The 12,380-nt window shown below is 59.6% G+C and carries 12 protein-coding genes; 7 read left to right on the top strand and 5 right to left on the bottom strand.

From position 1 onward, the window contains the following. The first annotated feature begins 160 nt into the window (after positions 1-160). From KBY08_RS08130 to KBY08_RS08120, 3 genes are read left to right on the top strand one after another with little or no spacing between them, the layout of a single operon-like run. A complete protein-coding gene (locus tag KBY08_RS08130) occupies positions 161-1,651 on the top strand; it encodes a leucyl aminopeptidase (protein ID WP_011266820.1) in 1,491 nt (496 codons plus the stop codon). A 58-nt stretch (positions 1,652-1,709) separates the two neighbouring features. Then, entirely contained in the window at positions 1,710-2,138 is a 429-nt protein-coding gene (locus KBY08_RS08125) for a DNA polymerase III subunit chi (RefSeq protein ID WP_002552284.1), read from the top strand. 7 nt (positions 2,139-2,145) lie between these two features. Further along, on the top strand, positions 2,146-2,580 hold the full coding sequence (locus tag KBY08_RS08120; protein WP_024660495.1) for a hypothetical protein: 435 nt from the start codon (positions 2,146-2,148) through the stop codon (positions 2,578-2,580). A 43-nt stretch (positions 2,581-2,623) separates the two neighbouring features. On the opposite strand, the gene KBY08_RS08115 is transcribed toward KBY08_RS08120, so the two are convergent. Next, on the bottom strand, positions 2,624-3,718 hold the full coding sequence (locus KBY08_RS08115) for an RHS repeat-associated core domain-containing protein (RefSeq protein WP_024660494.1): 1,095 nt from the start codon (positions 3,716-3,718) through the stop codon (positions 2,624-2,626). Between the two features lie 187 nt (positions 3,719-3,905). Here KBY08_RS08115 and KBY08_RS08110 point away from each other — a divergent pair, with 187 nt between their 5' ends. Together KBY08_RS08110 and rlmF are read left to right on the top strand one after the other, a co-directional pair. Beyond that, complete coding sequence (locus KBY08_RS08110) at positions 3,906-6,752, top strand: valine--tRNA ligase (protein ID WP_024660493.1); 2,847 nt, start codon at positions 3,906-3,908, stop codon at positions 6,750-6,752. Positions 6,753-6,908: 156 nt separating this feature from the next. Then, positions 6,909-7,895 (top strand): 23S rRNA (adenine(1618)-N(6))-methyltransferase RlmF, encoded by a 987-nt coding sequence (gene rlmF, locus KBY08_RS08105; protein ID WP_024660492.1) that lies wholly within the window; start codon positions 6,909-6,911, stop codon positions 7,893-7,895. Between the two features lie 541 nt (positions 7,896-8,436). Here the strand turns inward: rlmF and KBY08_RS08100 are convergent. Then, complete coding sequence (locus KBY08_RS08100; protein WP_004406710.1) at positions 8,437-8,718, bottom strand: HU family DNA-binding protein; 282 nt, start codon at positions 8,716-8,718, stop codon at positions 8,437-8,439. A 393-nt stretch (positions 8,719-9,111) separates the two neighbouring features. On the opposite strand from KBY08_RS08100, the gene yejK reads away from it, so the two are divergent. Continuing rightward, positions 9,112-10,113, top strand: coding sequence for a nucleoid-associated protein YejK (yejK, locus tag KBY08_RS08095; protein WP_004406712.1), 1,002 nt, complete (start codon positions 9,112-9,114; stop codon positions 10,111-10,113). A gap of 5 nt (positions 10,114-10,118) precedes the next feature. Beyond that, entirely contained in the window at positions 10,119-10,469 is a 351-nt protein-coding gene (locus KBY08_RS08090; RefSeq protein WP_004406715.1) for a glutaredoxin family protein, read from the top strand. A 61-nt stretch (positions 10,470-10,530) separates the two neighbouring features. Here KBY08_RS08090 and KBY08_RS08085 read toward each other — a convergent pair whose 3' ends face one another. From KBY08_RS08085 to KBY08_RS08075, 3 genes are all read right to left on the bottom strand, one after another. Continuing rightward, positions 10,531-11,463, bottom strand: coding sequence for a glutathione S-transferase family protein (locus KBY08_RS08085; protein ID WP_024641551.1), 933 nt, complete (start codon positions 11,461-11,463; stop codon positions 10,531-10,533). Positions 11,464-11,527: 64 nt separating this feature from the next. Continuing rightward, a complete protein-coding gene (locus KBY08_RS08080) occupies positions 11,528-11,869 on the bottom strand; it encodes a GIY-YIG nuclease family protein (RefSeq protein ID WP_024641550.1) in 342 nt (113 codons plus the stop codon). Beyond that, complete coding sequence (locus tag KBY08_RS08075) at positions 11,862-12,353, bottom strand: nuclear transport factor 2 family protein (protein ID WP_024641549.1); 492 nt, start codon at positions 12,351-12,353, stop codon at positions 11,862-11,864. The genes KBY08_RS08080 and KBY08_RS08075 overlap by 8 nt, the downstream gene beginning before the upstream one ends. Between the last annotated feature and the right edge of the window lie 27 nt (positions 12,354-12,380).

Here is a 12,380-nt window from a genome sequence, read left to right as displayed (position 1 = left end):
CGCACATAGACGCCAGACAGGCAGCTCTGCGGGGTTGTCAGCAGTCGTGCAGCGGGGTCAAACTGCAAGGCTTAGCGCAGGCATCGCCCCTGAAAACACTCGGGCCATGCTGCGTACGACATTCATATTGCGACTCTCATCGTCTATTCGGGGACCCCACATGGAATTGGTTGTTAAAAGCGTAAGCCCAGAAACCTTGAAAACCGCAACTCTGGTGGTCACCGTCGGTGAAAGCCGTGTACTGGCCGGTGCTGCCAGAACTGTGGATATTCTCAGCGGCGGAGCCGTTTCGCTGATCCTCAAGCGCGGCGATCTGGCCGGCAAGGTCGGCCAGAGCCTGCTGTTGCACAATCTGCCCAACATCAAGGCCGAGCGCGTTCTGCTGGTCGGCACCGGCAAGGAAGACGAGCTGTCGGACCGTCAGTTGAAAAAGATCGTCGGCGCAGCGCTCACCTGCCTCAAGGGCCTGGGCGGCACCGATGCAGCGATTGCGCTCGATGACCTGTCGGTGAAAAACCGCGACACCTATGGCATGGCTCGCCTGCTGGTCGAAGCCCTGGCCGACGGCGAATACGTCTTCGACCGCTTCAAGACCCAGAAAGCCGAAGTTCGTGCCCTGAAGAAAATCACCCTGTTGACCGACAAGGTCAAGGCGGCCGACGTCGAACGCGCTTCGACTCACGCTCAGGCAATCGCCACTGGCATGGCGCTGACCCGCGACCTGGGTAATCTGCCGCCGAACATCTGCCACCCGACCTACCTGGGCGAAGAAGCCAAGGCACTGGGCAAGGCACACAAGAACCTGAAAGTGGAAGTCCACGACGAGAAGAAACTGGCCGATCTGGGCATGGGTTCGTTCCTCGCGGTAGCACAGGGCAGCGCCCAGCCGCCGCGCCTCATCGTCATGAACTACCAGGGTGGCAAAAAAGGCGACCAGCCGTTCGTGCTGGTCGGTAAAGGCATCACCTTCGATACCGGCGGTATCAGCATCAAGCCTGCTTCGGGCATGGACGAGATGAAGTTCGACATGTGCGGCGCAGCCAGCGTGTTCGGCACCCTGCGTGCGGTGCTCGAATTGAAGCTGCCGATCAATCTGGTGTGCATTCTGGCCTGTGCCGAAAACATGCCGAGCGGCACTGCGACACGTCCAGGCGACATCGTCACGACCATGAGCGGCCAGACCGTCGAAATCCTCAACACCGACGCCGAAGGCCGTCTGGTGCTGTGCGATGCACTGACCTACGCCGAGCGTTTCAAGCCGCAGGCGGTGATCGATATCGCAACCCTGACCGGCGCCTGCGTCGTTGCACTGGGTGGCCATACCTCCGGCCTGCTGGGCAATAACGACGCGCTGATCAATCAGTTGCTCGACGCGGGCAAACAGGCCGATGACCGTGCCTGGCAGCTGCCGTTGTTCGATGAGTACCAGGAGCAGCTCGACAGCCCGTTCGCCGACATCGCCAACATCGGTGGCCCGAAAGGCGGCACCATCACCGCGGCCTGCTTCCTGTCGCGCTTCACCAAGGCCTACCACTGGGCTCACCTAGACATCGCCGGCACCGCATGGCTGAGCGGCGGCAAGGAAAAAGGCGCCACCGGGCGTCCGGTTCCACTGCTGACCCAATACCTGCTCGACCGCGCCGGCGTATAAGAAAGAGACCCTGGCGTATCGGCTGCACAGTCGATACGCCTCCGGTTCTGGAACCCACATGACTCAAGTCGACTTCTACATCCTGCCCAGCGCCGATCCTGCGGCCCGCCTGGATTTTGCCTGCAAGCTGACGGAAAAGGCCTGGCGCCTGGGTCACAAGGTCTATCTGCATTGCAGCGATGCTGCGCAGCGTGAGGACCTCGATGCCCGGCTCTGGCGTTTCAGAGGCGAAGTGTTCCTGCCCCATGGCGACGCCGAGAGCGATCACGATGCGGCCGTGGTACTGGGTCTGGGCGACGACTCGGGCGAACACAGCGACCTGCTGGTCAATCTCGACCTGAGCATTCCGGCCTTCTTCAAACGTTTCGCCCGCGTGGCCGAAGTCGTTGTCGAAGACCCGGCCATACGTCTTGCCGCACGCGAGAGTTTCCGTTCCTACCGCGAACAGGGCTATCCTCCGCAAGATCACCGACTGCAGCGCCTTTGAGGACACGATGGATACTTCAAAAAAAGCTGAATCCGCGCACTTGCTGAACGACCTCGAGTCGATCCGCCAACTGCTCGGCGATGACCCCGCACATTCCCCCCAGTCGAACGACACAGCTCGTCCCGAAGGTCAGATTCCCCTGTTGTTCGATGTTGTCGGCGCTCGCCCCGACGCGGCGTATCAACAGGACTTCGACGAAGACGACATCCCGACGCTGACACCTGATGCGCACACAGCACCCGCCCCGCAGGCGCAGCAGGCAGCCCAGCCGCAAGCGCTGCCCAACCCTGATGCACTGCTGCACCTGGACAACGAGTTGCGCGCAGCCGCGCGATTGATCATGCAGGACGTCATCGACGACTTCGCCCCGCATATCGAAAACGAAATCAAACGCCGGCTGGAGGCAAGGCTGGAGCGGTTATTGGCGCAGCAGCAGAAGTGAGCGTGTGATCAGGAGTCCGGAATACACGCACATAGAGACGCTGTCAGGGAGTATTCAATAGGGAGCGGATATCTGCTACGCGCCGCTCCATTTTCCCCTTGAGACCAATTTGGGTGTACCAGGCTCCCATGAGCGTCGTGCGTCTAGCCACATCTCTATTAATATTTAGCAGCATTTCGAGAGACCCTTCGTGCTCCTTGCGCTTACTAACCAATGCTTTCTTGAAATCGTCGTAACTGGTATTGGGTTTACCCGTGAATTTATCAGAGAATGATTGCTCGGCATGCTTGGCCTCCTTGATTCGATCACTCATTTTTTGGCTGGCGTTCGCCACGACCTCATCAAATCGTGTTTTGAAGTCTTCACTCTTGAATACACTGGGCAAAACACCCGTTTCGCTTTTTATAGCGCTGCGAAGGTTCGACAGTACGCCTGGGTCACTGGCGTCTACAAAACGCTTATTTAACTGCAAGGCTATCAGCCCGGCTCCTCTCTCATTCAACGTATCAGACGCTCCACTCACTGCGGCCATATCCTTGAAAGACAAGTGCCTGAATATTCTGCCAAGCGCCAGGTCCGGTAACTTGTCGAGAAAGAGTATGTGGACCCCGACGTGCCCACCCGGATCACTCCGATTAACCGGATCGCCCTGACAGTAGGCATACGCATTCAGGCCTCCCCGCCCAAATGGACTCAGCGAGTCTGGTCGGTTGAAACGCATCAGCACCGGGTTGAACGCGCGGTAGCCGTTACCCAGCAGGTAATGCCCGGTCACAGGGTCCGCGCGCTCGCCGTTGAAGCCGGAAAACGGGCCGCCCTGCGCGCGATGTCCGTAAGGGCTATAAGCCAGCGGCTGCCGCCCCTCTGAACTCAGGGCATGCAGCACACTGCTTTGCCTGTCGGTGCCCAGCAGGTCCACTTGCTCGGCAGCGCCGTCAGCCTGATATTCCGCCAGCAAACGGTCTTCACCGTGAAACACACGACGGCGCATTGCACCCTGTATCTCGACCGTCAAACGTTTCTTTTGATAGAACCGCGACACTGCTTCCTGTGCATCGGGATCGACAACCGCAACCCGGTCCAGCGCGTAATAGCGATATCGACACAGCACGCGTCTGCCTTCAGGCGTATCGTCCATGGCAGCGTCCGCCCTGCAAGTAAAGTCTGAATACCGATCATGCCGTCTGGAAGACACGCCGCCTACTGACAGAACTACCAGCTTGCAGCTTGCAGCTTGAAGCTCACAGCTGCTCCTGTGGCTTGTCGCTGGCCGTCAGGTCTATACTTACCGGTTTCCGAATCAATGCCACAGGTTCCCGCCGCGCATGGACAAGACTTACCAGCCGCACGCCATCGAAACTTCCTGGTACCAGACCTGGGAGTCCGAGAACTACTTCGCTCCGCAAGGCGCGGGTGACTCGTACACCATCATGATTCCGCCGCCGAACGTCACCGGCAGCCTGCACATGGGCCACGGTTTCAATAACGCGATCATGGATGCACTGATCCGTTTCCGTCGCATGCAGGGCCGCAATACGCTGTGGCAACCGGGCACCGACCATGCGGGTATCGCCACGCAGATGCTGGTCGAGCGTCGTCTCGAAGCACAAGGCGTAAGCCGTCATGAACTTGGCCGCGAGAAGTTTCTGGACAAGATCTGGGAATGGAAAGCCGAGTCCGGCGGCAACATCAGCCGCCAGATCCGCCGCCTGGGCTCGTCCGTCGACTGGAGCCGCGAGCGCTTCACCATGGACGACGGCCTGTCCGAAGCGGTGAAGGAAGCTTTCGTGCGTCTGCATGAAGACGGCCTGATCTACCGTGGCAAGCGCCTGGTCAACTGGGACACCAAGCTGCACACCGCCATTTCCGACCTCGAAGTGGAGAACCACGACGAGAAGGGTCATCTGTGGAACCTGCGTTATCCACTGGCTGACGGCGCAAAGACCGCCGAAGGTCTGGATTACCTGATCGTGGCCACCACGCGCCCGGAAACCATGCTCGGTGATGCCGCCGTTGCGGTGAACCCGCAGGACGAGCGCTACAAGGCGCTGATCGGCAAGTTCGTCGAATTGCCTCTGGTAGGCCGCCTTATCCCGATCATCGCGGATGATTACTGCGATCCCGAGTTCGGCACCGGCTGCGTGAAAATCACCCCGGCCCACGATTTCAACGACTATGAAGTCGGCAAGCGCCACAACCTGCCGCTGCTGAACATCTTCGACAAGAATGCCAACGTATTGCCCGCCGCTCAGGTGTTCAACCTTGATGGCACATTGAACGAAAGCGTCGACGGCAGCCTGCCTGCAGCCTATGCCGGGCTGGATCGCTTCGAAGCGCGCAAACAGATCGTTGCCGCGTTCGACGCCGCCGGGTTGCTGGTCAGCGTTGATGATCACGCCCTGAAAGTGCCGAAAGGCGACCGTTCCGGCACCATCATCGAGCCGTGGCTGACCGATCAGTGGTACGTCTCCACCAAGCCGCTGGCCGAGCCTGCGATTGCCGCTGTCGAAGACGGCCGCATCGCGTTCGTGCCCAAGCAATACGAAAACATGTACTTCTCGTGGATGCGCGACATCCAGGACTGGTGCATCAGCCGTCAGCTCTGGTGGGGCCACCGGATTCCGGCGTGGTACGACGAATCCGGCAAGGTTTACGTCGGCCGCGACGAAGCCGAAGTCCGTGCCAAGAACAACCTTGGGCCTGAAGTCGCGCTGCAGCAGGACAACGACGTGCTGGACACCTGGTTCAGCTCGGGCCTGTGGACCTTCTCCACGCTCGGCTGGCCGGAAAAGACCAAGGCACTGGAAACCTTCCACTCCACCGACGTGCTGGTCACCGGCTTCGACATCATTTTCTTCTGGGTCGCCCGGATGATCATGCTCACCATGCACTTGGTGAAGAACGAGGACGGCACGCCGCAAGTCCCGTTCAAGACCGTCTATGTGCATGGTCTGGTGCGCGATGGCCAGGGCCAGAAGATGTCCAAGTCCAAGGGCAACGTGCTTGACCCGCTGGACATCGTCGACGGTATCGACCTCGAAACGCTGGTAGAAAAACGCACCAGTGGCCTGATGCAGCCGCAACTGGCGAAGAAGATCGAGAAGCAGACCCGTCAGGAATTCGCCGACGGCATCGCCAGCTACGGCACCGATGCCCTGCGCTTTACCTTCTGCTCGCTGGCATCCACCGGTCGCGACATCAAGTTCGACATGGGCCGCGTCGAAGGCTACCGCAACTTCTGCAACAAGATCTGGAACGCGGCGCGCTACGTACTGGACAAGGGCGAAGACTGCGGCCAGAACGGCGAAGCGGTCGAACTGTCGCTGGCTGATCGCTGGATCATCTCGCAGTTGCAGCGCACCGAAGCCGAAGTGACCCGCCAGCTGGATCAGTTCCGCTTCGACCTCGCCGCCCAGGCGTTGTACGAGTTCATCTGGAACCAGTATTGCGACTGGTATCTGGAACTGTCCAAGCCGGTACTGTGGGACGAGACAGCGCCGGTCGAGCGTCAGCGCGGCACACGCCGCACACTGGTTCGCGTTCTGGAAGTGGCGTTGCGTCTTGCGCACCCGTTCATGCCGTTCATCACCGAAGAAATCTGGCAGCGCCTCGCGCCGCTGGCCGGTGCGCAAGGCAAGACCATCATGCTGCAACCCTGGCCGGTGGCCAATGAAGCACGCATCGATCAGGCGGCCGAAGACGACATCGAATGGCTCAAGGGCCTGATGCTCGCCGTGCGTAACATCCGTGGCGAGATGAACATCGGTCCGGGCAAGCCGCTGCAACTGTTCCTCAAGAACGTCAGCGCCGAAGATCAGCGTCGTTTGAGCGAAAACGATTACCTGCTCAAGAAGCTCGCCAAGCTCGAATCCATGACCGTACTGACCGAAGGCGCAGAAGCACCGCTGTCCGCCACCGCCCTGGTCGGTGACATGGAAGTGCTGGTGCCGATGGCCGGGTTGATCGACAAAGGGGCCGAGCTGGCGCGCCTGGACAAGGAAATCCAGCGCCTGCAAGGCGAAGTGCAACGCGTCGGCGGCAAGCTGTCCAACGCCGCCTTCGTCGACAAGGCGCCGCCTGAAGTCATCGCCAAGGAACGCGCCAAGCTGACCGAAGCCGAACAGGCACTGGGCAAGCTGGCCGAGCAACACGCACGCATCGCCAGCCTGTAAGGTGGCCAGAAAAGCCAGCCCGATCATGGGCTGGCTTTTTGTTATCTGAACGTCTGTACTGACTTATTCGCGAGCAACGCGTACTACGCCAAAGGCGACGCTGCGCTTGCTCGCGAATAAGCCAGGCAACTCAACCTCACGGCTGACATCGAATCCATGACCGATACCCGCAAACCACCGCGCAAGAAGCCTCAGCGGCCAGCCAAACCTGCTGCGCCGCGTGAAAAGGCCACCTTGCACCCGCGCAATCGGCATCAGGGCCAGTACGACTTTGCGAAGCTGATCAAATCCAGCCCCGAACTGGCAGCGTTCGTGATCCTCAATCCTTACGGCAAGGAAAGCATCGACTTCGCCAATCCGCAGGCGGTACGGGTGTTCAATCGCGCGCTGCTCAAGGCGTTCTATGGCATCGCCCATTGGGACATTCCGGCCGATTACCTGTGCCCGCCAATTCCCGGGCGTGCGGACTACCTGCACTTCCTCGCCGACCTGCTGGCCGAAGACAATGAAGGCGTGATACCACGCGGCGCCTCCATCAAGGCGCTGGACATCGGCACTGGCGCCAATTGCATCTACCCGTTGTTGGGGCATAGCGACTATGGCTGGCAGTTCGTGGGTTCGGACATCGACAGCACCGCCATCGCCGCAGCCACCACGATTGTGAAGGCCAACGGCCTCAGCAAGGCCATCAGCGTGCGCCAGCAGGCCAATCGCAGGCAGATCCTGCTCGGGCTGCTCGACAGCAGCGAACGCTTCCACGTCAGCCTCTGCAACCCGCCCTTCCATGCCTCGCTGGAAGAAGCGCAGCGTGGCAGCCAGCGCAAGTGGCGGGCGCTGGGCAAGGCTGATCCCAAGCGCAAGCTGCCGGTGCTCAATTTCGGTGGACAGTCGCAGGAGTTGTGGTGCGACGGCGGCGAGATCGGCTTCATAACGCAGTTGATCCAGGAAAGCGCCTTGCTGCCGAACCAGGTGGCGTGGTTCAGCACACTGGTGTCCAAGGCCTCCAACCTGCCGCCGATCCACAGCGCCCTGAAAAAAGCCGGCGCGCTGGAAGTGAAGGTCGTGGAAATGGGCCAGGGCCAGAAGCAAAGTCGTTTTGTGGCCTGGACCTTCCTCGACAAGGCACAGCGCGCACCAGGCTGACTCGACTATCGTGAACACGCGCCTAATCTCGACTATCGTGCGACGCCGCGTCGGCAGGCCGTAATCTCGACTATCGTGCGACTCCGCAGCGACATGCCTTAACATCGACTATCGTGCGACGCTCCGCGTCGGCATGCCGCTCTGGACGCTCTGCGTCCTCTCTTGAGTATGCAGTGCGGCACAGATCTGTGACGCAGAGCGTCACGCAAGGCATTCCCACGCTGGAGCGTGAGGAACGATAATCTCGACTATCGTGCGACGCCGCGCCGGCAGGCCGTAATCTCGACTATCGTGCGACGCTCCGCGTCGGCATGCCGTTCTGGACGCTCTGCGTCCTCTCTTGAGTATGCAGTGCGGCACAGATCTGTGACGCAGAGCGTCACGCAAGGCATTCCCACGCTGGAGCGTGAGGAACGATAGGCGTCTGGAGGACCGTTCTGGACGCTCTGCGTCCGACTTTGCGGGAGGTGTCCAATCAGGCGCCCACAAAAAAGCCGTGCCCGGTTAACCGGTGCACGGCTTTTTCACAGCAAGCGGTTGCTTACTTGTTGATCGAGTCGGTCAGCACTTTGGCTGGTACGAACTTGATAACTTTCTTGGCAGCGATTTCGATGGCAGCGCCAGTCGAAGGGTTGCGGCCAGTGCGAGCTGGACGCTCTGCAACTTTCAGTTTGCCGATACCTGGCAAAGTGATTTCCACGCCGTTTTCCAATTGGTCGGCAACAATTTGGCCCAATTGCTCAAGAGCATTACGCGCGGTGGTTTTTGGCGCTTCGATAGATTCAGCGATATCGGCGATCAATTGGTCTTTAGTAAGAGCCATGGTGGTGTTCCTTCCCTATCAAATTCATTTGGATTGCAGAGCGCAACGTCGGCCCGTGGCCAGGCAACGAACCTGGCCACCCGCTAGCAGCCACGATTAATCGCGAAAGTGTAGATACTGAAACCGGGTAATGGTTCGACCTACGTGTGCGCTAACTGCACGCTTGACGCGCTAAGTGCGCAAGACCGCGCAAAACTAGCACAGAGCCGGGCAAATATCCGCCTCTACCTATCCTTTTGGTCAGGTTTTAATGTTAATTGCACAAAAAATACCCAGCAAACACTCGCTGCTGGCGAAAACCAGCCCGTCCGGGGCCATCAGGCGCATGCGTGCGTTACACTGGGCATCTTGCAACGAGCTGCACGCTCTTCACCTTTTTCAGCCGAGAAGCCCATGCCGATCCGTCACTGCATCGTCCACCTGATCGAGAAGAAACCCGACGGTACGCCCGCTGTTCTCCATGCACGCGACTCCGAACTCGCTGAGTCCCAGGCCATCGAGAACATGCTGGCCGACCTCAACGAAAGCTATAACGCCAAACAGGGCAAGGCATGGGGCCTGTTCCATCCCGAGTCCGGCGCACATCCATTCAGTGGCTGGCTGAAGGAATACATCGACGGCGGCAGCGACTTCACGGCGTTCTCCCGGGTGGCAGTCGAGCATCTGCAAAAGCTCATGGAAGAATCCAATCTGTCAGTGGGTGGCCACGTGCTGTTCGCCCATTATCAGCAAGGCATGACCGACTACCTGGCCATCGCCCTGCTGCACCACAGCGAAGGCGTGGCAGTGAATGCCGAACTGGACGTGACCCCGTCCCGGCACCTGGACCTTGGTCAGTTGCACCTCGCCGCCCGAATCAATATTTCCGAGTGGCAGAACAACAAGCAGTCCAAGCAATACATTTCGTTCATCAAGGGCAAGAACGGCAAGAAGGTTTCCGAGTACTTCCGCGACTTCATCGGTTGCCAGGAAGGCGTGGATGGCCCCGGCGAAACCCGCACGCTGCTCAAGGCGTTCAGCGATTTCGTCGAAAGCGAAGACCTGCCGGAAGAATCGGCCCGCGAGAAGACCAAGACTCTGGTCGACTACGCCAGCAGTCAGAGCAAGATGGGCGAACCGATGGGCCTGGAGGAACTGTCAGAGCTGATCGACGAAGAGCGTCCGCGTGCCTTCTACGATCACATTCGCAACAAGGATTACGGCCTGTCCCCGGAAATACCGGCGGATAAGCGCACCCTCAACCAGTTCCGCCGCTTCACCGGCCGCGCCGAGGGCCTGTCGATCAGTTTTGAAGCCCACCTGCTGGGCGACAAGATCGAATACGACGAAAGCGCCGGTACCCTGATCATCAAAGGGCTGCCGACGCAACTGACCGACCAGTTGAAGCGACGGTAACCGAGATGCTGCTGCGTACCCTCAAGAAGTTTGCCCTGATCATGCTGGTGGTCGTGATTTACCAGAACTGGGGCAGGATCGAGCACTTTGTCAACCCGCCCCCGGCAGACGTCGCACAGAGCTACAGCCAGGCGAAAGTGGTGATGTACGCCACTGACTGGTGCGGCTACTGCAAGCAGACCCGGCGTTTTCTGGACAGCAAGGGGATTGCGTATCAGGAGTTCGACATCGAGAAGTCGGAAGAAGGCCGCAAGGCCTATGAAGCGCTGGGTGGCAGAGGCATCCCGCTGATCGACGTCAACGGCACACTGATCCGGGGGTTTGACCCGGATCAGATATTGGCGGCGTTGAAGTAACCCGCCTGGCTAGCGTGCCAACGCTCCGCGTCCTCTTTGCGACGCAGAGCATCGTTGAACCTCAGCGCTTCTCGATCCGATAGCCCATTCTCGGGAAGTGTACGTGCACGACACCGGCACGCTCGTCCTCGCGGCGCAGGATGAGCTCTTCGCGGCCGTTAAATACCAGCTCGCCCTCAACCGCTTCGACGCCATAGTCGACCGCAGAAACCGCAACCTTTTCACCTGCCTTGAAGCCATTTGGATCGACGAGAGTTCCATCGGACAATGGCGCAGGCGTGGCGTTTCTGGCGATTTCGATGGCATCTGCCGAGCTCAGGTCGCTGAACGTGCCATGACCAAAACCCAGCACACGATCAAGCCAGGCCCTGACACTCGGATACTCATCGACAAAGGGGGCAGTGACCGGCGTCTGCTTGAGAAACCACAATGTATGAGCGACCGAGAAATCGGCAATCGACGGTACGCCGAACAGGAAATCGCCGCCATGCGAGAGTTGCAGCTCCAGGCGCGACATCAGGGTCGGCCATTGGTGTTTGACCTGCTCCACAGGCGGGCGCGACGCAGTGCCGCCGTTGAACAGCGTCGAACGGTCGGCGACGAAGGCCTTGGCGGCGTCTGGCGGCACCTTGGCGAAGCGCACAGCCATTGATTCAGGCTGAAACACCAGACTCACGGCATGCATGAACAGCACCGAATCGGCCCAGGCGGCCAGGCCGGCAACCGTGAACTCCTGACCTTTCGGGTAAAACGCTGGCGAAGCTTTTTCCTGCTCCAGACGCCGCGCCATCAGTGCCGTATCACAGTAGATGTCCGCTCCGGCCTGCAATACCGGGGTTCTGCGATAACCGCCGGTCAATGCAGTCAGGTCAGGCTTGGGCATGATCGAAGGGATAGTCACCGAACGCCATGTGAGGCCTTTGAAACCCAGCATCAGACGGGCTTTTTCGGCGAACAGCGACGTGGGGTAGTGGTGAAGGATCAACTCGGACATGTTCAGCCTCTGTGCACGTGGGAAAAATACAGCTTAACCCGCAGCACCCTGCCCGCCCACGACCTCAAACTGATGGGACACCATCACGCGCATGGATCGGTGACGTTACGTAGCTGGCAGCCAACGCCTCTTTGGCGCTTTTTTTGAGCTTCTTGATCAGCCGCTCATGGCGCAACGCCTCGCCCTTGCTGGGCCATTGTTCAACGTAGACCAGCGCCATCGCCGGACTCGAAGAGAAAAAGCGCGCGCCCTTGCCACTCTGGTGCGCAGCGAACCGCCGCTGCGGATCATCACTGATGCCACAGTACAGCGAGCCGTTGGCAGCGCGCACCAGATAGACAAACCAGGGTTTGCCGACCGCCTGTTCGGCAGTCGACGCACTCGCGGTGCAGGCGACCTCAGGCACGGCGGCTCTCTGAAAAGGTCTTCAGGCCCTTGAGCGCCTGAGCCCTGACGGCGTTGCGCACCAAAGGCGTCCAGCCAAGCAGCAGGCCCTTCAAACCCAGGGCCTGGCGCGACCAGCGCCACATATCGAAATAATCGCGATGCTCGCAGATCTTGCCATCACGAAACACGAAACGGGCCTGAATATCGTTGACCACCGTGCGCCCGGTCTGACTGAACAGGTACGTCGCCACCCAGTGCGCACTGCCAGTCTGGTCATCGGCTCGCACCTGATCGAAGACCACCGAAAAATTCTTTGCCCGGGAAGTCAGCATGCGCCACATGTCACCGACCTGAGCACCGCGCAATTCACCAAAGGCAGGGTCGCTGAACAACACGTCATCGGTATAGCAGGCACTCATCGCCTCGGCATCCAGCTGCGCAAACGCCTCATAAAACCGGGTGATCAGTGCGCTGTTGGCCTGACTTTGTTCTTCGTAGTTCATGCGTGCACATCCCTTGGCGAATTATTC

Origin of the sequence: Pseudomonas sp. P135 (assembly GCF_020312125.1) — a bacterium.
In the GTDB taxonomy this organism is placed as follows: Bacteria; Pseudomonadota; Gammaproteobacteria; order Pseudomonadales; family Pseudomonadaceae; genus Aquipseudomonas; species Aquipseudomonas fragariae.
This window is presented reverse-complemented; position numbering and strand designations above follow the sequence as displayed.